The sequence below is a fragment of the Mycobacterium sp. NGS50 genome, from assembly GCF_059812545.1.
In genome coordinates this window covers 15,953-36,342 of sequence record NZ_JCALCW010000004.1, presented here as the reverse complement: position 1 = coordinate 36,342, position 20,390 = coordinate 15,953, and the positions used below count along the sequence as shown (strand labels likewise).

Sequence of the window (20,390 nt, the reverse complement as noted above, 5' to 3'; positions counted from 1 at the left end):
TTCATCGAGCCGTCAAGCTCAGAGCCCGAACTGGTCGTCGATGATGCCGAGCCAGATCTGGGCGGCGTCGATGGCGACCTTCTCGCTGATGAAAGCGTGCTGGGTTCCGGTGTACAGGTCGCGGAATGCGCGTTCGAGGCGGCTGCCTTCGCGGATCGCGCTGGTCCCGGCCACCAGATGTGCCCATTCGGCGCAGCTTCGGGCGGTGTCGGTGGCGTAGACGGCGGCCACCCGCATGTCGGCGCGCAGGCCCGGCGTCAGGTCGTCGCCGGCGGCGACGGCGGCCTCGGCGGTGCTGAAGGCCTCCCGCACCAGCAGCCGGGCGGCTCGCCAGGCCGCGACGTGGTGGGCCAGACCTTTCTGGAAGGTCGGGCGGCTGGCCAATGCCGCCATGTCACTCATCCGGTATTTGGTCGCGGCCAGTTCGGTGACGTCGTCGAGCATGCTTTTGGCGACCCCGAGCGCCCAGGACGCGTGGCCGGCGGCGGTCACCGGCATCAGCCCCATCCGGGTGGCCGGCGAGGCACCCCGGTACGGTTCGCGGCTGAACAGCGCAAACGTCCGGTGCGCCGGGACGAACACGTCCTGCACGCTGTAGTCGTAGGAGCCGGTTCCCTTGAGCCCCTGGACATGCCAGCCGTCGTTGAACGAGACCTGCTCGCGCGGGACGATCGCCACCTGCATGTCGGGGACGCCCTCGCTGACCCAGCGCATCTCGCCGTCGTCCATCGGGAAGAAACCCGCGGCGACGTATTGCGCGTGGCCGATGCCGGAGCCGAAGCTCCACGCGCCGCTCAACCGGTAGCCGCCGTCGACCGCGGCGCCCTGCCCGTTGGGGAAGAACTGGCCGCCCATGGTGACGTGGTTGTCGTTGCCGCTGAACACCTCGGCGAAGCCTTCGTCGGGCAGGTATGCGGCGGCCGCGAACGACGACGGCATGTTCGCGATCCCGATCCAGCCGAACGATCCGTCCTGCCAGGCCATTTCGATCCAGGTCTCGATCATCTCGGTGAACGACGGTTCGACACCGCCGGCGGCGGCCGGATTGAACGACGACATCAGGCCGCTGCGCCACATCTCGTCGACGATCGGGTCGGTCAGGGTGCGTCGGCGTTCGGATGCGGCGGCCTCGGCGGCCACCAGATCCCGCATGCCGCGCGCCATCGCGACGACGTCGTCGCTCATGACGTGAAACGCCCCGCGAATCCGCGCAGTGGCAGATCGGCGCTGGTCAGCAGGCCCGGGCGGGCCGCCACCACGGATTTGATGGCGTTGAGCGCGGGCAGCCCGGTGACCGTCATGCCGATCGAGGCGAAGTTGTCCGGGTTGGACAGGTCCACGCCGCGCTTGGGAAAGATCATGTGCTTGTTGTAGATGCACGGGTCGCCGGTGATCTGGGTGATGTAGCAGCCCTTGATATTCCAGCTGGGGTCGGTGTGCGGCGTCATCTGCCATTCCAGATGCGTCTCCACGCGCGGCACCCCGTCCACCATGCCCTGGTACTTGATGTAGTTGCCGCCCAATGATCCCTTGGGCAGCGTGTACCAGCCCAGGTCGACGTCCTTGGTGCACACGCCGAGCTCATAGCTGAACGCGACTTCGTCGAGGGTCAGATCGAAGCAGTCGGCCATCATCAGCACGCTGTCGGCGAACACCCGGGTGTAGCGCTCCAGCTTGCCGGGGATCTCCGGGTCGTCGGCCGGCTGGCCGTAGCCGACCTCGATCCAGGTCTCCTTGGAGTGGTGGCACGACACGTCCACCGATTCGATGGTGGTGATGTTCTCGATCTCGGCGACATCAGCCGAACACACCACGCCCAGAATCTGGTTGAGCCCCGGGTTCATCCCGGTGCCGTAGAAGGTGGCGTTGCCCTTGCGGCAGGCCTCCGCCAGCAGCTGGCTCACCGGTTTGCCGGACGGGTGGGGGTGGTTGTTGTCGCGGTGCCAGCCGGTGATCCAGTCCGCGGTGGTGACGATGTTGATGCCCGCCTCGAGCACGGCGACGTAGAGGTCCTCGTCGGGGAACACCCCGTGAAAGGTCAGCACATCGGGCTTGGCCGCGATGATCTCCTCGATGCTGCCGGTCGCCGTGATCCCGTTGGACGCCAGGCCGGCCAGCTCGCCGGTGTCCTTGCCGACCTTTTCCGGTGAATAGCAGTGCACCCCAACCAGTTCCAGATCCGGCTGGGTGGCGATCCGTTTGATCATCTCTTTGCCGACGTTGCCGGTGGCGACCTGAAACACGCGGATCGGGGCGGCGGATGCATTCATTCGGTTCAGCCTCTCTGTGCGGTGACTTCAGCGACCTCAGCAGCACTGCCACCGATGCCGTCGGGGTAGAACTGCTTGGCCCACTGGCGGATTGCGGTGAAGCCCTGGTGTTCGGCGGTCGCCAGCGCCGGCGGATCCGAATAGCGCTGATGCGACCAGATGTGGATGTCTTGTTCGAACTGGCGGATCACTTCCCGGCCGAACTCGTTAGCCCTGGCCTCGGCGCGGACCGGATCGGCCGATTCGGTGCGGCCGATGTAGACCATGAACCGGACATCGGAGGTGCAGTCGTCGACCGGGGTGACCGCCGAGATGGTGCGGTTGTCGATCATCCCCCAGCTCCGGGTCACCGCGATTCCCAAGCCGCCGTTGATGGCCTGCACACCGCTGTTGACGTCCTCGATCAACTGGGCGTCGTCGCCTTCGAAGGTGATGGTGAAGTCGACGTAGGAGATCGGTTCGGCGAAGTCGTGGCGGGTGAACACCGGCACGATCGGGGTGCGGTGCACGTATTTGAAGTGGGCGAAATCGACGCCGTTCTCCAGCACGTACTGCGGGTGCATTTCCAGGGACTGCCGGTACAGCCGCTGTTGGGGGTAGTAGTCGGCGGAGGCGCGGTCGTCGTCGAAGCTGGCGAACACGTCCGGCGGGTCGAAGAACGGGTCGCGGCCGTGTTCGTCGTGCCAGATGTAGACGGACTCATTGCGTTCGACGACGGGATGGGTGCCGATACGCCGGCCGCGGTTGGGTCGATCCTGGTACGGGATACAGACGTTGCGACCCTGGGAGTTCCACTGCCAGCCGTGAAACGGGCACTGCAGCACTTCGCCGTGCACGGTGCCGCCGTAGCCGAGGTGCGCGCCGAGGTGCTCGCAGTAGGCGTTCATGACGGTGAGCTGTCCGGACTCGGCGCGCCAGGCGACCATCTCCTGGCCGAAGTACTTCATGGTGTGGACGTCGCCGACGCCGATCTCGTCGGACCAGGCGACCTGATACCAGCCGGTCGGTTTCATCGACAGCGGCGGTTTGGCCATCTCAGTGCGTCCTTTCGGTGGTCTCACGCAGCATAGTTCGCCTGTCCACAGAATCATAGTGGGCACTATGTAAATTTTGCTACGCTGCCCGGGATGGCTCAACCCGAACGGCGCAGCAACAAGCGGGGCCTGGCGACCCGTGAGGCGATGCTGGACGCCGCGGTGCGCTCGCTGGCCTCCGGCGACCCCGGCGCCGTGTCGGCCAGCCGGATCGCCAAGGAGAGCGGCGCCACCTGGGGCGCGGTGCAGTACCAGTTCGGCGACGTCGATGGTTTCTGGGCGGCGGTACTGCACCGCACCGCCGAGCGCCGCGACGCGACGATGGCAGCGTTCGGCGGCGTGAAACCAGATGCGCCGCTGCGGGATCGGGTCGCCGCGATCATCGACACGCTCTATGACGGTCTGGCGTCGCAGGATTCCCGGGCGATCGAGAACCTACGGGCCGCACTCCCCCGCGACCACGTCGAGCTGGAACGGCTGTATCCACGCACCGCGGCCGAGTTGTTCTCCTGGGGCCGCAGTTGGCTGGCAACCTGCCTTGATGCATTCGCCGATCTCGGTGTGGACCCGCAGCGGGTGCGCGAGGTGGCCGCGCTGATCCCGGGTGCGATGCGCGGGCTGGTCTCCGAGCGCCAGCTGGGCTCCTACGCCGATCTCGGCGAGGCCCGCCGCGGCCTGACCAATGCGCTGGCAGCCTATCTGGAGCAGTCGCGGATCAGCTGAGCTGGAGCTGCAGGTGCCGGCGGCGCCGGACCAGGATGCTGGGCAGCCATTCGCCAATGTCAGCCGCCTCGACCCAGCTGGTGCGGTCCAACAATGTCCGCAACACGATCCTGGCTTCCAGGCGGGCCAGAGCGGCGCCGACGCAGAAGTGCACACCCCTGCCGAACGTCACGTGGTTCTTGGCGCCGCCGCGGTCCAGGCGAAACTCATTGGGTGCCTCGAATCGTTGCGGATCGCGGTTCGCCGCGCCCCATAACAGCAGCAAACGCGCATTCGCAGGCAGCGCGACTCCGGCCAGGCTGGTGTCGCGCCACACGTGGCGGTAGTGGCCGCGGAACGGGGATTCGAAGCGCAGCGTCTCTTCGATGAAAGCGGTAAGCAGTTCCGGGTTTTCGCGTAGCCGACGCTGAATCTCTGGACGATCGGCGAGAATCCACGCCGCACTGCCCAGCAGCGAGGCCGTCGACTCACCGGCCGCACTGAACAGGGTCAGCATTATCCCCAGGGCCGGCAACTGCTCGAGCTCGCCCGAGGAACAGCGCGCAGCCAGGTCGGCGATCAGTCCTGGTTCCTCCGCCGCGTCGGCCTTCTCGAAGTGCTCCAGGACGTAGCCGGACAGCTCCATCGCCGACATTCCTGCAGCTTCGAGCTGTTCCGGCGTGACGATGCCGTCCAACAGGGTCGTCGTGGCGTACCCAAGCCGGATGAGCTTTTCAACGTCGTCGCCGGGCAGTCCCAGCAGCTTCGCCACCACCATCATGGGTAGACGGTTTGCCATCGCACTCATCCACTCGATCGTGCCGTCGCGCCGACTTGTTTCCCACAACTCACCGGCGGTGCGCACAGCGAATTCTTCGATGGTGCGCACCCGCTTGGCAGACAAGTGCGGCAGCAGGATCTTGCGATGCTGCGCGTGCACGGGGTCGTCGGCGGTAGCCAGGGTGTGAATTGGGCTTCCCGGCACCCCCATGTCGAACGCGGTGACGGTCCCATCGTTGCTGTACACCATCGTTGCGGTGAGGTTCGAGGAGAAATCGTCGACCCGTTCGACGGCTTCGATCACCGCGTCCCAGCCGCACACGACGTAAAACACCGAATCCCCCACGCGGTGCACCGGCGCCTCCGCCCGCAACCGGTCGTAGAGCGGGTAGGGGTCTTGGATCGTCTCGGTGTCAAAGAAGCGGGTCGGCGCAACCGTCATCGGCTCAGGCTGAACGCCGCCGCCGCCACCCGTCAACGGGCCGCCGCAAAGTTGACTAACGCCGGCTGCCGAATCCTCGGCCCGTGACGCCGGCTGGCGGGAACCACCAGCGCGTTAGGGTGAGAAATCTGACTCATTTTTCTCATGATGCGAGAAATTGGAAGATAGTTTGCGCGCCTTGCCGGCGTCGACGGAAGGGGACCAGATGGCACACAGCGACTGGCTGGTGGGACAGGATCGGCGCAGCGCCGCCGCGGAGCGTATCCACGCTGCCGCGGCCGACCTCATTGCCCGCCGGGGATATGAAGCCTTCACGATCGAGGATCTCGCAGCCGCCGTGCATTGTTCGCCGGCGACGATCTACCGGCACGCTGGCGGCAAGGCCGCAATCCGCGACGCCGTCGTCGGTATTCACGCCGCGCGCATCGTGGAATCGGCGCGCAACGCGATAGCGGACCTCACCGGACCGGAACGAGTCGTCACCGCCACCCTGGTCGCACTGCGTCGCCTGCACACCGATCCGCTGGCCCAGTTCATGCGCCCGATGCACAGCGGCCCGGTCAGCGAATGGATCACCAGTTCCCCCGCCGTCACCGGGTTCGCCGCAGAGATGCTCGGTCACGACAACGAGGACCCGCTCGCCGGCCAATGGTTGATTCGGGTGTTCCTCGCGCTGTGGTGTTGGCCGCTCAGCGATCCCGCGGCGCAACGCGCCATGGTGGAGCGCTTCCTCGGACCGATGTGCAGCCGTCTCCCGGACGCTTAGCTCGCCGACAACTCGGGAGCGGCGCGGCCCAAGCTGCGGAATCCCGCGCCAGGGTCCTTGATGCCGAGGACATACGGCAACGCATTCCACCGCAGCTTCATTTTCCCGGCGAATCCCATGGCGTCTGGCGGCGGCGGTGCCGTCGACGCGGCGAGATCGAAATAGTAGGTCGAGGTTTCGCCCAGGCCCTCGAAGTCGTGCAGCAGCGGCAGGCACCGCCCGCGCACCGTCTCGTCGAGACACTCCGCGATCACGTCGGTCATTAGCACGTACTCCGGCACCGGCACCTGGTTTTTCAGCATGCGATGCACCAGGATGACATCGACCCCGGCGAGTTCGGTGTGGCGCTTGACTTTCTGCTCGGCCACCTCGCCCTGATGTGCGACGAACTTCAGCGACAGGTTCTTGAGCTGCTCGCAACTCGCGCACTCGCAGCCGCGGCCGTTTTCGATGCGGGCCCGCTGATCGACGAACGCCTGATGCATCCGCGCTATCCGCTTGCTGACCAACGCCTGGGCGTCGCCGTCGGGCGCCCAGAAGAAGGCGGCATCACCCTCGAGTTTGGCGAGCTTCATGCCCTTGGCGGCGTCGATGACCGATTCCAGCAGCGTGGCCACCGCCATCTGTGCGTGCACCAGGTGGGTTCGGTTCCAATTCATGTAGGCGGTGTATCCGCCGATGTCGGCGATGACCAGCACCGCGCGCCGGATGGCCATGAACTCAGCAGTGTAGTCCTCGATGCTCAGCGGTAGCCGCGCTTGACCAGATGGCGTGCACCGGCCTGCATCGCGGCGGGGCCGGCCACTTCGAAGTCGAACGCGTTGGCCAACCGGTCGGTGATGTTGAAGACCAGGCTCACGGCCAAGGCGTCCTGGATCTGGGCGGGGGTGACGCCGGCGTCCAGCACGCCGCGCACATCGTCGGCGTCGATGCTGTGGTCGTGTGTCAGCTTGCCGAGCAGACGCAGCGTCGCCCGCAGCGGCTCCTCGATGGGCGCCGTATCCAGATCGGCGAGGGTCGCCGCGGCAGTCGCGTCGTCGTCGTAGCAGACGTTGGAGGTCGCGGTGTGCGCGGCGACGCAGAACGGGCAGGCGTTGACCTGGGAGACGTAGGCGGCCATCAGCTCTCGCTCCCCGACCGTCCACGCCGACGGTCCGCGCATCGCCTCGTGGGTCAGGGGGCCGCCGCCGTAGAACTCCGGGCGATAGAAGGCCAGCTTGACCGCGTCGACCACCGGTTGGCGGGAGACCAGCCGAATGAGGCCGAGCAATGCCTTGGTGTGCCAGCGGTGCCCGTGATCGAGGATGGCGAGTCTCATTGCCGGCCCCCTTCGTCGGTGGCGGCGGCCAGCGCGGCGAGCCCGGTGGTGTACTGGCGGCCCGCCTGCCCGACCGCGGCGCACACCACGATCTCGAAGATCTGGTCCTCGCTGAGTCCGGCGGATCGCGCGGCGGCGATGTCCTCGTCGCTCACTTGGTAGGAACGATGGGCCACCCGGTCGATCAAGGTGCTCAGCGGTTCATTGAGGCCGGTGTTGTCGAAGGCGGCTCGGCGCAGTTGCAGCGGCGCGGTGGCGTCGTCGCCGAGGATGCGACCCAGCAGCGCGCGGTGCAATTCGGTGATGTCGGACATCGTGTTTCGGGGCCTCCTAGTCCAGGGGTGTCAGGTCGAGTTCGCGCAGGCGGTCCGAGGCGGTGAGGATGTCGATTTCGACGATCTTTCCGGCGACGACGGTGAATCCCATGACCGACAGCGGGCGCCCCTGCGAGAGCGCGACGATGCCGGCCGCCCCGTTCACCAACACCGGGCGGGCGAATTCGGCGTGGCGGGCGAACAGCATCGCGCGCTGGGCGGCGCCACGCGCGCCGCGAAGCTCCAGCGGCTGGGGCGCACCGGTGTCCGCGCGGACCAGGACATCGGGGTGCAGGGTGGCCACCAGGGCGTCGAAGTCACCGCCGCGGGCCGCGGCCAGGAAGGCGTCGACGACTTCGCGCTGGCGGGCCAGATCCGCGTCGGGTACCGGGGCGCCCTGAACGCGCCGGCGGGCGCGACTGGCCAGCTGTCGGGCTGCCGGCGGTGAGCGGTCCACGATGGGCGCAATCTCCTCGAACGGGACGGCGAACATGTCGTGCAGCACGAACGCGACCCGTTCGGCGGGGGTCAGCGTGTCGAGCACCACCAGCAACGCCAGGCCCAGCGAGTCAGCCAGCACCGCCTGCTCCTCGGGGGCGGGGCGGTCGTCGCGGCCCAGGATCATCTCGGGTAGTCGGGCATCCAGCGGTTCCTCGCGGCGAGCGTGGCGGGACCGGAGCATGTCCAGGGATACCCGCGCCACCACCGTCGTCAACCATCCGGTCAGGTTGTCGACGTGATCGACGTCCGCGCGGCTCAGCCGCAGCCAGGCCTCCTGGACCGCGTCGTCGGCCTCGGTGAGCGACCCGAGCATCCGGTAGGCCACCCCGCGCAGGTGTGTGCGGGTGTCTTCGAATCGTGTCGCCAACCACTCTGCGTCGTCCACGGTCACATCCTCCGGTCGCTATCCGTCAATTGTGTGACGAACTGATCCACCCGAACGTGACGAGGAGCCAGCCATGACCACCCATCCCCCTTCCCGCGGTCGCGCCGTCGCCTACTGGGCCGCCACTGCTGTGCTTGGCACCGAGATGCTGGTCGGCGGCATGTGGGGCATCCTGCGGATTCCGTTTACCCGCGACATGCTGCAGCAGCTGGGCTACCCCGATTACTTCGGCGTGCTGCTCGGTACCTGGTATCTGCTGGGCGGGTTGGCGGTGCTGGCGCCCGGGTTCCCCCGGCTCAAGGAGTGGGCGTATGCCGGGGCGACCATCGTCTACACCGGGGCGGTGGTGTCGCACCTTGCGGTGGGGGATCCGGCGGGCAAGGTGATTCCGCCGATCGTGTTTCTGGGTGTGGTGTTTGCGTCGTGGGCGTTGCGGCCGGAATCGCGGCGGCTGGCGGGGTGAGTTCACCGTCGCCTCGGCCGGTCAGCTGGACTAAACTAAGTTCATGACTAAGTCTGCTGTCATGAGGGTGGGTGTCCACGAGGCGAAGACACGCCTGTCGGAGCTGCTGCGGCTCATCGACGGCGGACAGGAGATCGAGATTGCCCGCGGAGGCGAGCCCGTGGCGAAGTTGGTGCCGGTCCGCGCCCGCGAGGTGCGCCTCCTAGGGATCGATGAGGGCGTGTATGCGGTGCCCGACGATTTCGACGCCCCATTGCCTGATGACGTGCTGGAAGCCTTCTATCGGTGACCCGTTACTTGCTCGACACCCAGGTGTGGCTCTGGATGCAGGCCGATCCCGGCCGGCTGCGCGATGAAACTCGCACGCTCGTTCAGAATGTTCGCCACACGTTGTTGTTGTCGGCGGCCAGCGCCTGGGAGATCGCGATCAAGTACCGCCTCGGGAAACTGCCGTTGCCCGAGCCGCCGGCCACCTACGTGCCCGACCGCATGCGCCGCTCCGGAACATCCCCGCTGCCGGTCGACCATGCACACACGTTGCGGACCGCGGAGCTTCCCGATCACCATCGCGACCCGTTCGATCGCCTCCTGGTCGCTCAGGCACAGCTCCTCGGCCTGACCATCGTTACCGCCGACAATCAGTTGTCCGCATACGACGTCTCGGTGATCGCGGCCTGAGCCAGCTTGGGCTCGGGCCACCGTAGACCCCGCCGCCATCCTCAGTAGCTACCGCCTGGGTCGGAGCAGAACCGACTCGCCTTGCTAGCAGCATCTCCAGTGCATGGCGTGTAACCGTTCGGCCCCCATGCGCCGGGAGTGTTGGGCTCGAGCGTGTCGACACAGGCATAGGGGTCTTCCGAATTCGGGTTGTGCACCTGGCCTATCGGGCACGAGGCCGCTTCGTGAAAGAGGCCGTCTGCTGGCGCCGCGGTCGCGACCCCACTCCACATGGCGCCCAGCGCCAGGGCGCCCCCGACTACAGCACCGACAACGATGCGCGAAATGCGTTTCACCGTGATCCCCGTTCCATGCCGAGTAGTTAGCCGCGAGCGTACTGGCCGGGTCTGACACCGGCCCGTTCCGGCGGCTGGCTGCCGCCCGGCACACCGACACATCGCCGCACAGCGGTCAATGGCACGGTCTGTGATGACGATATTCCTGGGTGTCGGCGTCGGTCTCGAGTCATGGTCGTGATCACGGCGCCCGGGAGATGGCCCCCAGGCTCGGCATCGCCCGAGGTCCGGAGAGCGGTTGCCTTAGTGATGCCATGAATTTTTGTTCAGCAATTTTTCAATTCGGGAACCTAATTGATGCAACGTGCAGTAATTTCGCCGTTGGAAGGTCAGCGTCATAGCGCAGGATCGGCCGTTTCCGCCGCGGGGGAATGTTTGGACAACGTCATTATCAGCGCGCTGACCAGTGCGGCGAGATGATCTGTGAGCTTTCAAACAGGGGGATTTATGAAGCAGGTGATCCTCGCCGCCGCGCTGTGCGGCGCCGCGCTGGCATTGGCCGGTGCATCCCAGGCCGACGACACCAGCAACTTCCTGTCGGGGTCATCCAACGCATTTATCCTGGGCCCGACCGGCATACCGACCCCGGATGCCACCTACATCGGCGACGCACTGAGGCTCTACCTCGACCCGAACGGGTACGACGGCACCTTCGCCTCGACGCTGGCACTGACCACCCCGGAGAGCTACGACTTCGGCCAAAGCGTGACACTGGGCGAGCAGGCCCTCGTCGACGCGGTCGTCGATGACTACAAAGCCGGCGGCATGGATTGCACCGCCTCCGGCGTGTGCAGCGACCCGCTGACGATTTTCACCTACTCGCAAAGCAGCCTCATCGCCTCGGTCGCCGAGCAGAAACTCGCCGAAGCCGACGTCCCCAGCGATGCCTTACGTTTCGTGATGCTGGGCGCCAATCCCGAAGCCGTCCCCGACAATCTGTACCCCACCGACGTATACAACATCGTCGGCGACTACTTTGCGGACCCTGGCTCCGTCGGCTCAACGTGGCTGGACATCCTATTCGGGTTAGTAACCCATGATGCCTACCTCGGGTTGACGGCAGCCGAGATCGACTCGGCCACAATGGTCGTCGACGGAATGACCACCATCTACGATATTCCGCCACTCACCACCCTCGAGCTGTGGGAGGCGCTGCTCGGTGCGTCCGCCGCAGGCTGATTCAGCCGTGCCGCATGGAACCGAAATGCCGTTGCTACGAACTCAGGGTCAATGACTTGGTGGTCTCGCCGTGTGGCGCCGACTGCAAACGCCTCGAAATATCGCGAACAACAGCGGTGGGCGAATATCAGTCATACACCGACGTGGCCGCAAGCCCGTCGGCGATCACCGTCATCGCGGCCTGATACCGCTGCTCGACCACGCTCAACTCGCTCATCTAGGGAGTGTCAAGGACCAACCGAAGCCGCTGTCAAGCATCATCCGAAACACCGTCAAGCATCACCCGACACCGAAATGACAAGCATCAACCGAGGTCATACAGGTTTTACGTGGGGCGGGCGGGGCTCGAACCCGCGACCAACGGATTATGAGTCCGCGGCTCTAACCGACTGAGCTACCGCCCCTGGTTCCAACTGGCTGCGCAAGACATTAGCGCCCGCCCTCTGATCGTCGACGACATGGTGGTGTCAGCGACGCACTCGACTAATCACCCTCAGGCGGATCCGGCAGGTCGAGGCCGGCCAACCGCACCGGGTCGAAGATCGACACGATGCCGACCAGGCGACCGTCGCGCACCGTGCACGCCATCAGGCTGAGCGGCCGACCGGTCGGACCCCAGCCGAGGATTCCGGGCTCGCCATTGACCAGGACCCGGCGCACGCGGATGCGTGAGCCCTGACCTCGGCGAACCGCGCTCACGATCTCGTCGGGCCCGGTCGTGACGGTCACGCCGCGGACGGTGTGCTGACGCCAGGTGACGTCGGGATCGAGCACCCGCAGCAGGGCATCGAAGTCGCCGGCTTGCGACGCCGCGAGAAACGCATCGACGACCTCACGCTGCTCTCGCCGGTCACCCGTGGGCGCCGGCACGTCCTGAACCTTGCGGCGCGCCCGGCTGGCCAGCATCTTGGCGGCATCGGCCGATTTGCCCAGGACCGGCCCGATCTCGGCGAACGGGACGGCGAACATGTCGTGCAGCACGAAGGCGAGTCGTTCATCAGGACGCAGCGACCCCAGCACCACCAGCAGGGCCAGACCCACCGAGTCCGACAGCACCGCAACGTCTTCGGGACCGTCGCGGTCCTCGGTCACGACGAGTTCGGGAAAGTCCGCGTCGATCGAGACCTCGGGTCGCGCGGCGCGCGAACGCAAGGTGTCGATGCACAGGCGGCTGATCACGGTCCTCAACCACCCGGCCAGGTTGTCGATCGCCTCGGCGTCCTGACCGGACAGCCGCAGCCACGCCTCCTGGACGACGTCTTCGGCATCGGACACCGAGCCCAGCACTCGATGCGCCATCGCCAGCAGCCGTGGCCGCTGCCGCTCGAAGTCCTCCGCCAGCTGCGGGTCGGTGGTCATCAGTTACCTCTCGTCGTGCCGGTCCGTCATAGGTAATGACGGACCCCACCCGACCGAGGTAACCACGAAGGAGTACGCCATGAACACCACACTGTGGATCATCGCCGCCGTCCTCGCCACCGGCTTCGTCATCGGCGGCGCCACCCTACTGTTGATGCCGAAGGAGAAGTACCGGGCATTGGGCGCCAACCAGCACTGGGTCGACGACTTCCGCCCCGGCCATCTCAAGGCCATCGGCACGATCAAGCTGACCGGTGCGATCGGCCTGATCCTGCCCGCGGCCCTCGGCGTGGCACCCGTGCTGGTGCCGCTGGCCGCCTGCGGCCTGATGCTGTTCATGGCCGGTGCGGCCACCACCAGGTTCCGCCGCAACGAGTGGGGCTACATGCTCGGCGACGTCGTGTTTCTCGCCGTGTTCGCCTGGCTCGCGTGGGGCCGGTTCGACCTGGAGCCGTTCGCCTGAAACCCGCCCAAACCCTAGACCGGCCGCAACCGGAACACCCGGATCTCCCGCGGCGCGCAGCTGACCCGGTACCCCTCGTAGCCGGCGTAGAAATCGACCGCGGTCGCCCAGGCCGCCGTCCGCGCCTCGCCGGTCAGCAGCTGGGCCCGATACGGCGTGGGCGCCCCGCGGAACTCGATGGTGCAGTCGGGGTGGGCCAGCAGGTTGGCGCTCCACGCCGGATGCGTCGTCCGCCCGTAGTTGGAGCCGATGGCCAGCAGACCCTCGCCGTCGTCGATCAACGCCAACGGATGGGTGCGTTGCTGCCCAGATTTGGCGCCGGTGGAGGTCACCAGGCCGATCTTGTCGAATCCCATCACGCTGAGCCGGCCGTTGGTGCGGGGTATCAGCGTCTTGTCGATGTGCGGTGCGGCATGCAACATGAACTGATAGCCCACCCGGCTCATCGCGAACCGTTCCAACACCACTTCGTGCGGCCACAGCCGCCGTCCGCGTAGCGGACTCTGCCGCAAGAGCGCCATGGCACGAAGCTACTCGCCGCCGCCGTCAGCTGAAGACCGTTTGACCACTTGCATCCAGCAGATACTGCTCGGTGCCGTGCTCCACGCGCGGCGCGTCGGCGCCCAGCGCGACGGCCACTTTGTTGCTGGCATTGCGCATCACGTCCAGCGTCAGCTCGAGGGCCTCGACATCGGAGAAATGGGTGCGCACCCCCTCGGCAACCGAAGCCTCGATGCGCGCGGGCGACCAGATCAGCGCGTCGACGTAGCGCAGCGCCACCTTGTGCCGCTCGGTCAGCAGGGACGACGACTCGAAGTCTTCGATGTCGTCGTAAAGGCTCTCCGATCCCCCGGCATCCAGCGCGGTGCGCTCCCGCAGCGATTTGCACAGTCGGCAGTTGTGCTGGGCCGCGCCGCGCAGTCGTACCAGTTCGGCGGTCACCGCGTCCAGATCACGCAGCCGCGCGACGGCGGGCAGGACCTCGTTGAACACCAGATCGGACAAATCGCCGCCGTCGTCCGTCACAAAGCCGACGGCCCACGGCACCGGCAGACCCAGAGCTTGCAGTCCGGCACCGACCCGCGGTACGAAGTCGGCGATATACATCTGGACCACCGCGGCGAAGGTGTTGTCCCCCAACGCCGACCACAGTCGCGATCGCTGATCGGCGGAGATCAGCGACACATCTATGCTGAACTGCTCGGCGAACTCGGCAACCACCGCATCCGAAGGGTCCGCCCCGTCAACGGCTTCCTTGCCCGGCAACGCGGTCAACCCCAGCGTCTGCCCGCATACCCGGCGGATCAGGGCCCCGGTACGGCCGCCGGACAGCGCCACCGCCCGGACCAGCATCTGCTCGACACTCATCGGTCGATTATCGCCCACCTGTCGGGCGGCACCAGGGCCGCGGCATAGCATCGCAGGATGAGCCGGATGGCAATGACGCCGGAAACGTTCGTTACGCACCGGCCCGACGGTGTAAAGATCGTCGCGGATCGCCGAGGCGATCCGCAGGCACGCGCGGTGGTCTTCCTGCACGGCGGCGGGCAAACCCGCCGCTCCTGGGGCCGGGCCGCCGCGGCGGTCGCCGAGCGGGGCTGGCAGGCGGTGACCGTCGATTTCCGGGGCCACGGGGAGTCGGACTGGTCCGGTGCCGGCGACTACCGGGTGGTCAGCTTCGCCGCCGATGTGGAGGCGGTGCTGCAGCAGCTGCCGCCGCGCCCGGTGCTGGTCGGTGCCTCGCTGGGCGGCTTCACCACCATGCTGCTGGCCGGGGAGGTCACGCCGGGGATCGCCAGCGCCGTCGTGCTGGTCGACATCGTGCCGGAGATGAACCCGTCGGGGGCCGACCGCATCCATGCGTTCATGGCCGAGCGGATGGAGTCGGGTTTCGAGTCGCTCGACGAGGTCGCCGACATGATTGCCGAATACAACCCGCACCGGCCGCGGCCGTCTGACCTGGCCGGGCTGACCACCAATCTGCGCCGCCGCGGCGACCGCTGGTTCTGGCATTGGGATCCGCTGTTCATCAGCGGCACCGCGTCACTGCCCCCGATCGAGGTCACCGAGGTCGAGCGGCTGTACACCGCGGTCGACACCATCTTGCGCGGCGGTGTGCCGATGCTGTTGGTGCGCGGTCAGCTCAGCGATCTGGTCAGCGAGGACCGCGCCGAGGCGTTTTTGGCCCGCTTCCCGCAGATCGAATTCGTCGACGTGCGCGGCGCCGGGCACATGGTGGCCGGCGACCGCAACGACGTGTTCGCCGACGCGGTGCTGGATTTCCTGGCCCGGCACGGCGGATAACCCATTTGGTTGACACTCGTCATTGACGGGTGTCAACGATAACCGCTACGCTGCTACCGTGCGTTCCGCACTGTCGAGCGGATCTGGCTCGCGTGAAGCCCAGCGGCTTCAGACACGCGCCAGGGTTTTCGACGCTGCCGTGGTCGAGATCGGCCGATCCGGATTGGCCGGCGCCGATGTCGCGGCGATCGCCGCGGCCGCCGGGGTGTCGCGCGGCACGTTCTACTTCCACTTCCCGACCAAAGAGCATGTGCTGGTCGAGTTGGAGCGGGCCGAAGAGCTCAATATCGTGTCCAAACTCAGCGCGACGTCGACCGAATCCGGCGATCTGATATCGAGGTTCCAGCTGCTGGTGCGTCAGGTGCTGTCGGCTGAGCGACGGTTGGGCCCGGTGCTGTTCCGAGACATGTTGGGATTGCACTTTTCCGCGACGCGACCCGTCGTCGACGAGTTGACCGCTCACCCGTTGGCCGAGCACGTCATCGCCGCCGTCGCCGCAGCGCAGGCGGCGGGCCGGGTGGCCGGGGACACCGACCCGAGCGAACTCGGGGTGATCTTTCTGACCGGGCTCTATGCGCTGCTGGCAACCGGCGTCGGCAGATCCCGGGTGCGCGCAGCGCTGCTGGATCGATACGTCAGGACCATCGTTCAAGGAATGGAGGCGCGATGAACGAGGCACGCATCGAGGGCTACCGCGACTTTCTGATGCGACGCGACGGCGCCGCTGACCTGTTGCACCGCCGGTTGGCCCGCCGTGAGGAATTCTTCTCCGCACTGCAAGCCGATCCGGTCCGCTCGACGCACCCCGTCGACCGAAAAGTGTTCCTGCGCAATCTGCGTCGCCGCCGACCCGAGCCCGGTATCGAGCCGAAGACCCTGTTCTTGCTGGCCACCGCGAAGCTGAATCAGGCCGAGCGGTTCGGTGTGGACTTGGGCGACACCTACGGCCGCATCGGCCGCGACGGCGACCCGCCGGAGCGGATGTACATCGCGCTCGAAGAGTTCTACCACACCAGGCTGTTGGCCTACGTGCTGGAGATTTTCGATCTGCCGTACCAGGTGGTTGTACCGCCGCTGGTGATGCGCCAGTTCGTCAAGGTCAACGTGTTCCTGCCCGAGAGGTGGAGGTTCGCGTTCGTCGGTGCGGCAGAAATGGTCGGGTGCATCATGTTCGACGAACTGCGCCGCGTCGGCGTCACGTTGTTCGCCGACGAGCCCGATGTCGCCGCGCGGATTGGGCGCCTGTACGCCGAAATCCTCACCGACGAGATCGGCCACGTCGGATACTGCGCATCGCAGTGCACCCGGGCGGAGCGGGCGGCGATGCGGTGGATCTATCCACGGATCGGACGCGTCGCTGCTCGGCAAACCGACGAGATCAGGCTTCTCGTCGATAGCGACGCTTTACGTGCCCGTCTGGCCCAGCCGTTCGACGTCGACGCGCTTGCTGCAGATCTGCCGAACGAGACGTTTGTGGCCGCACACCCGTAATCGGACGCCGACCACCCCGTCTAGACGGTGCGGACCAGACGCTGCGCGAGCAGCTCGGCGAACCGCGCCGGATCCTCCAGCGCCCCGCCCTCGGCCAGCAGCGCTGTGCCGTAGAGCAATTCCGCGGTCTCGGCCAGTTCGGGATCCTCGGCCTTTTCGCTGTGCGCCTGACGCAGCCCGGTGATCAACGGATGGCCCGGGTTCAGCTCCAGGATGCGTTTGCCGACCGGCACTTCCTGCCCGTTGGCCTGATAGATCCGCGCCAGCGCCGGGGTCATCTCGAAGGTGTCGGTGATCAGGCAGGCCGGGGACTCGGTCAGTCGGGTCGACAGCCGCACCTCCTTGACGTGATCGGTCAGGGTCTGCGCCAGCCACGCCGTCAGGTCGGCGAAGTCCTTTTCCTGTTCCTTGCGTTCGGCTTCGTGGGCGGTCTTCTCCTCCTCGGAGTCCAGATCCACCTCGCCCTTGGCCGTCGACTGCAGCGGTTTGCCGGCGAACTCGCTGACCGCGTTCACCCACACCTCGTCGACCGGGTCGGTGAGCAGCAGCACCTCAAAGCCCTTGGCCTTGAACGCCTCCAGATGCGGCGACTTCAGCAGCTGCTGACGGGACTCGCCGGTGGCATAGAAGATCTGCTCCTGGCCGTCCTTCATTCGTTCGACATACTCGGCCAGCGTGGTGGCCTCGGAGTCGCTGTGGGTGGAAGCGAACGAGCAGATGCCCAGCAGCGCTTCCTGGTTGTCGAAGTCGGAAAGCAGACCTTCCTTGACCACCCGGCCGAACTGGGTCCAGAAGGTCCGGTAGTCCTCCGGGCGGCCCGACTGCAGCTCCTTGATGGTGGACAACACCTTCTTGGTCAGCCGCCGCCGGATCGCATTGATCTGGCGGTCCTGCTGCAGGATTTCCCGGGAGACGTTGAGCGACATGTCCGCCGCGTCGACGACACCCTTGATGAAGCGCAGGTACTCGGGCATCAGCTGGTCGCAGTCGCCCATGATGAACACCCGTTTGACGTAGAGCTGGACCCCGACGTGGGCGTCGCGGTTGAACAGGTCGAACGGGGCGTGCGACGGAATGAACAGCAGCGCCTGGTATTCGAAGGTGCCCTCGGCCTTCATCGCGATGACCTCGAGCGGGTCGTCCCAGGCATGCGCGATGTGCCGGTAGAACTCCCGGTATTCCTCTTCGGAGACTTCGTCTTTGGGGCGGGCCCACAGCGCCTTCATCGAGTTCAGCGTCTCGGTTTCCACCGTGACGGCACCGCCCGCCTCTCCTTCTGGATGGGCGGCGTCCTCCCGCTCGACCTGCATCCGGATCGGCCAGGCGATGAAGTCGGAGTACTTCTTGATCAACCCGCGCAGCGTCCACTCGGCGGTGTAATCGTGCAGCGAATCCTCGGCGTCTTCGGGCTTGAGGTGCAGGGTGATCGAGGTGCCCTGCGGCGCGTCCTCTTTCGCTTCGATGGTGTAGGTGCCCTCGCCGCTAGATTCCCAGCGGATCGCCTCACTCTCGCCGGCCTTGTGGGTCAGCATCTCCACCTTGTCGGCCACCATGAACACCGAGTAGAACCCGATCCCGAACTGGCCGATCAGTTCCTCGGAGGCGGCTTCGCTCTTGGCGTTCTGGGCCTCGCGCAGCTGCTGACGCAGCTCGGCGGTGCCCGATTTCGCCAGCGTGCCGATCAGGTCCACCACTTCCTCACGCGACATGCCGACGCCGTTGTCGCTGATGGTCAGCGTGCGGGCGGCTTTGTCCACCGCGATCTCGATGTGCAGGTCCGAAGTGTCGGCATCGAGGTCCTTGTTGCGGAAGGCCTCCAGCCGCAGCTTGTCCAGCGCGTCGGAGGCGTTGGAGATCAGCTCCCGCAGGAACGCGTCCTTGTTGGAGTAGACCGAGTGGACCATTAAATCCAGCAGCTGGCGGGCTTCGGCTTGGAATTCCAGTTGCTCGACGCGTGCATTCATGAGGCTCGAATCTACCGGGACCGTCCCCCGGCACGGCGTGCAGTGCGGCCGCATCTCTTGCCATGAGCTGAATTGAGCAACAGAATACGCTGAGAAAAACAAGGGTCTGGCCGGTGGCTCGACCAGACCCTGGTGCCCGAGGAGAGGGGGTTCCATGTCCGGACGACCCGGCGCGCTGCGGGCGTTCCTCACCACCGGCGTCGCCATTACCGGCGCCGGCCTGATCGCCGTCACCCCTGTGCGGCCCCCGGAACCCAGCCCGCCGGCCGGCTTCGTGCTGCTCGCCGGCGGCGACAGCGCGGATTCAACACTGGGCGACGGCACTGCGCTGATCCCCGGCGCCAGCTTCATCGCGACACCCAGCCGAGGCTGGTTGCAGGCCTTCGACACGCTGTACCTGCAGCCCCACGGCTTCACCGGCAGCATGCAGGCCGTGACGACACCGGAGTCGCTGTATCCGTTCACCGGCCCGTTCAGCATGACGTTCAACACGTCGACCACCCAGGGCGCACAGATACTCGAGGACGCGATCCACGCTCGCATCGGTGCCGGAAACGTCGACGCCGCCAACCCCATCGTGATCGGCGGCTATTCGCAGAGTTCTTCGATCGACTCGCTGCTGATGTCGCGCCTGGCTGCTGACCGTGTGCCCACCGATGATCTGCACTTTGTGCTGCTGGGCAATCCGAACAACCCCAATGGTGGCATGCTGGAACGCTTCGACCTGCCATCCGGTGCGAATCCGGACGCCGAAAGCCTCGGCCTGACGTTCAACGGCGCGGCGCCCTCAGATCTCTACCCGACCGATGTCTACACCTACGAATACGACGGCTTCGCCGACTTCCCGAAGTATCCGATCAACATCCTGTCCGACCTCAACGCGTATCTGGGGATCGTTTTCAACCACACCGCATATCTGGGCCTCACACCCGAGCAGGTGACGCCGGTCGCCGACGGCGGCGAGGCGATTTTGCTCCCGACATCGGCGGACAGCCTGACCAACTACTACATGATTCCCTCCGACAGCCTGCCATTGCTCGACCCGCTGCGGTTGATTCCGTTCGTGGGCAATCCCCTGGCCAACCTGCTCGAGCCAGACCTACGCGTACTGGTGAACCTGGGCTACGGCTCCATCACCGACGGCTGGTCGCCGGGGTTCGCCGATGTGCCCAGCGGCATCGGGTTCCTGCCACCCCAGAGCGTTCTGGAACAGGTTCCCGACGCCCTGATGGCAGGCCTGCAGCAAGGGGTCCAAGACGCGTTCAAGACGTTGATGGATGCCACCAACTACCAATTGATTTCGCCCGAGACGATGACCGACGTGGTGGACCCGTTGTTGCGGGCGGCGACGGCCGCGTTCAATCTCGACGGATCGTTCACCGACATCTCGAACTATCTGTCCGAATTCCTGCAGGGCGCCGTGAACTGGTTCGAGCAGGGTCTCGGCGAGGTGACGTTGAGCCACACCGGTATCCCGTTCATCGACATGGCAGGCGCGGCTCTGTTCACCCTGCCTCAGATCGCGATGGAGCTCTTCAGCAGCGAACTCGCTGCCGGTGACTCCCTCGACGCGATCGGACTTCCCATCGCCGCCCTCGTGGGGCTTGCCCCGCTCATGCTGGTGGGCGCGATTATCTGAGCC

The 20,390-nt window shown here is 66.2% G+C and carries 22 protein-coding genes, 1 tRNA gene and 1 pseudogene; 11 read left to right on the top strand and 13 right to left on the bottom strand.

Annotated elements, in window-relative coordinates; genetic code table 11:
* Positions 1–18: 18 nt before the first annotated feature.
* The 3 genes from AC5Y36_RS04180 to AC5Y36_RS04170 are packed head-to-tail and all read right to left on the bottom strand — an operon-like array spanning position 19 to position 3,304.
* A complete protein-coding gene (locus AC5Y36_RS04180) occupies positions 19–1,185 on the bottom strand; it encodes an acyl-CoA dehydrogenase family protein (protein ID WP_500039598.1) in 1,167 nt (388 codons plus the stop codon).
* Entirely contained in the window at positions 1,182–2,270 is a 1,089-nt protein-coding gene (locus AC5Y36_RS04175; protein WP_500039597.1) for an NAD(P)H-dependent amine dehydrogenase family protein, read from the bottom strand. Before AC5Y36_RS04175 ends, AC5Y36_RS04180 begins: the two co-directional genes overlap by 4 nt.
* Before the next feature lie 5 nt (positions 2,271–2,275).
* Entirely contained in the window at positions 2,276–3,304 is a 1,029-nt protein-coding gene (locus AC5Y36_RS04170) for an aromatic ring-hydroxylating dioxygenase subunit alpha (RefSeq protein ID WP_500039596.1), read from the bottom strand.
* Positions 3,305–3,397: 93 nt separating this feature from the next.
* On the opposite strand from AC5Y36_RS04170, the gene AC5Y36_RS04165 reads away from it, so the two are divergent.
* A complete protein-coding gene (locus AC5Y36_RS04165; protein WP_500039595.1) occupies positions 3,398–4,027 on the top strand; it encodes a TetR/AcrR family transcriptional regulator in 630 nt (209 codons plus the stop codon).
* Here AC5Y36_RS04165 and AC5Y36_RS04160 read toward each other — a convergent pair.
* On the bottom strand, positions 4,020–5,228 hold the full coding sequence (locus AC5Y36_RS04160) for a cytochrome P450 (protein WP_500039594.1): 1,209 nt from the start codon (positions 5,226–5,228) through the stop codon (positions 4,020–4,022). The genes AC5Y36_RS04165 and AC5Y36_RS04160 overlap by 8 nt on opposite strands.
* Before the next feature lie 205 nt (positions 5,229–5,433).
* Here AC5Y36_RS04160 and AC5Y36_RS04155 point away from each other — a divergent pair, with 205 nt between their 5' ends.
* On the top strand, positions 5,434–5,994 hold the full coding sequence (locus AC5Y36_RS04155) for a TetR/AcrR family transcriptional regulator (protein WP_500039593.1): 561 nt from the start codon (positions 5,434–5,436) through the stop codon (positions 5,992–5,994).
* Here the strand turns inward: AC5Y36_RS04155 and AC5Y36_RS04150 are convergent.
* From AC5Y36_RS04150 to AC5Y36_RS04135, 4 genes are read right to left on the bottom strand one after another with little or no spacing between them, the layout of a single operon-like run.
* A complete protein-coding gene (locus AC5Y36_RS04150; RefSeq protein WP_500039592.1) occupies positions 5,991–6,710 on the bottom strand; it encodes a DUF2652 domain-containing protein in 720 nt (239 codons plus the stop codon). The genes AC5Y36_RS04155 and AC5Y36_RS04150 overlap by 4 nt on opposite strands.
* A gap of 26 nt (positions 6,711–6,736) precedes the next feature.
* On the bottom strand, positions 6,737–7,312 hold the full coding sequence (locus tag AC5Y36_RS04145; RefSeq protein WP_500039591.1) for a carboxymuconolactone decarboxylase family protein: 576 nt from the start codon (positions 7,310–7,312) through the stop codon (positions 6,737–6,739).
* The gene (locus AC5Y36_RS04140) at positions 7,309–7,626 is read right to left on the bottom strand and encodes a hypothetical protein (RefSeq protein WP_500039590.1); all 318 of its coding nucleotides are present in this window, start codon (positions 7,624–7,626) and stop codon (positions 7,309–7,311) included. The genes AC5Y36_RS04145 and AC5Y36_RS04140 overlap by 4 nt, the downstream gene beginning before the upstream one ends.
* A gap of 16 nt (positions 7,627–7,642) precedes the next feature.
* Entirely contained in the window at positions 7,643–8,512 is an 870-nt protein-coding gene (locus AC5Y36_RS04135; RefSeq protein ID WP_500039589.1) for a sigma-70 family RNA polymerase sigma factor, read from the bottom strand.
* Positions 8,513–8,585: 73 nt separating this feature from the next.
* Between AC5Y36_RS04135 and AC5Y36_RS04130 the strand changes: the two genes are divergently transcribed.
* The 4 genes and pseudogenes from AC5Y36_RS04130 to AC5Y36_RS04115 all read left to right on the top strand — a co-directional run bounded on the left by AC5Y36_RS04130 (position 8,586) and on the right by AC5Y36_RS04115 (position 11,167).
* Complete coding sequence (locus AC5Y36_RS04130; protein ID WP_500039588.1) at positions 8,586–8,975, top strand: DoxX family protein; 390 nt, start codon at positions 8,586–8,588, stop codon at positions 8,973–8,975.
* 64 nt (positions 8,976–9,039) lie between these two features.
* Positions 9,040–9,133, top strand: a pseudogene (locus tag AC5Y36_RS04125) (antitoxin); the annotation flags it as partial.
* A 139-nt stretch (positions 9,134–9,272) separates the two neighbouring features.
* The gene (locus AC5Y36_RS04120) at positions 9,273–9,653 is read left to right on the top strand and encodes a type II toxin-antitoxin system VapC family toxin (protein WP_500039587.1); all 381 of its coding nucleotides are present in this window, start codon (positions 9,273–9,275) and stop codon (positions 9,651–9,653) included.
* A gap of 782 nt (positions 9,654–10,435) precedes the next feature.
* Positions 10,436–11,167: a PE-PPE domain-containing protein gene (locus AC5Y36_RS04115; protein ID WP_500039586.1), complete on the top strand. Its 732-nt coding sequence runs from the start codon at positions 10,436–10,438 to the stop codon at positions 11,165–11,167.
* 330 nt (positions 11,168–11,497) lie between these two features.
* Here the strand turns inward: AC5Y36_RS04115 and AC5Y36_RS04110 are convergent.
* Positions 11,498–11,571, bottom strand: a tRNA-Ile gene (locus tag AC5Y36_RS04110).
* Positions 11,572–11,650: 79 nt separating this feature from the next.
* A complete protein-coding gene (locus AC5Y36_RS04105) occupies positions 11,651–12,526 on the bottom strand; it encodes a sigma-70 family RNA polymerase sigma factor (protein ID WP_500039585.1) in 876 nt (291 codons plus the stop codon).
* A gap of 79 nt (positions 12,527–12,605) precedes the next feature.
* Between AC5Y36_RS04105 and AC5Y36_RS04100 the strand changes: the two genes are divergently transcribed.
* Complete coding sequence (locus tag AC5Y36_RS04100) at positions 12,606–12,989, top strand: DoxX family protein (protein WP_500039584.1); 384 nt, start codon at positions 12,606–12,608, stop codon at positions 12,987–12,989.
* Between the two features lie 14 nt (positions 12,990–13,003).
* Here the strand turns inward: AC5Y36_RS04100 and AC5Y36_RS04095 are convergent, their stop codons facing one another.
* Both AC5Y36_RS04095 and AC5Y36_RS04090 read right to left on the bottom strand, forming a co-directional pair.
* Positions 13,004–13,510: a nitroreductase family deazaflavin-dependent oxidoreductase gene (locus AC5Y36_RS04095; RefSeq protein WP_500039583.1), complete on the bottom strand. Its 507-nt coding sequence runs from the start codon at positions 13,508–13,510 to the stop codon at positions 13,004–13,006.
* Positions 13,511–13,535: 25 nt separating this feature from the next.
* Positions 13,536–14,357 carry a carboxymuconolactone decarboxylase family protein gene (locus AC5Y36_RS04090; RefSeq protein WP_500039582.1) on the bottom strand — a complete coding sequence of 274 codons (822 nt, stop codon included), beginning with the start codon at positions 14,355–14,357 and terminating at the stop codon, positions 13,536–13,538.
* 66 nt (positions 14,358–14,423) lie between these two features.
* Between AC5Y36_RS04090 and AC5Y36_RS04085 the strand changes: the two genes are divergently transcribed.
* From AC5Y36_RS04085 to AC5Y36_RS04075, 3 genes are read left to right on the top strand one after another with little or no spacing between them, the layout of a single operon-like run.
* The gene (locus tag AC5Y36_RS04085; protein ID WP_500039739.1) at positions 14,424–15,293 is read left to right on the top strand and encodes an alpha/beta fold hydrolase; all 870 of its coding nucleotides are present in this window, start codon (positions 14,424–14,426) and stop codon (positions 15,291–15,293) included.
* Positions 15,294–15,351: 58 nt separating this feature from the next.
* Positions 15,352–15,963 (top strand): TetR family transcriptional regulator, encoded by a 612-nt coding sequence (locus AC5Y36_RS04080; protein ID WP_500039581.1) that lies wholly within the window; start codon positions 15,352–15,354, stop codon positions 15,961–15,963.
* A complete protein-coding gene (locus tag AC5Y36_RS04075) occupies positions 15,960–16,784 on the top strand; it encodes a hypothetical protein (RefSeq protein ID WP_500039580.1) in 825 nt (274 codons plus the stop codon). The genes AC5Y36_RS04080 and AC5Y36_RS04075 overlap by 4 nt, the downstream gene beginning before the upstream one ends.
* A 20-nt stretch (positions 16,785–16,804) precedes the next feature.
* On the opposite strand, the gene htpG is transcribed toward AC5Y36_RS04075, so the two are convergent.
* Positions 16,805–18,748: a molecular chaperone HtpG gene (gene htpG, locus AC5Y36_RS04070; RefSeq protein WP_500039579.1), complete on the bottom strand. Its 1,944-nt coding sequence runs from the start codon at positions 18,746–18,748 to the stop codon at positions 16,805–16,807.
* A gap of 154 nt (positions 18,749–18,902) precedes the next feature.
* Here htpG and AC5Y36_RS04065 point away from each other — a divergent pair, with 154 nt between their 5' ends.
* Positions 18,903–20,387, top strand: a complete 1,485-nt coding sequence (locus AC5Y36_RS04065; RefSeq protein ID WP_500039578.1) for a PE-PPE domain-containing protein — start codon at positions 18,903–18,905, stop codon at positions 20,385–20,387.
* Positions 20,388–20,390: the final 3 nt, after the last annotated feature.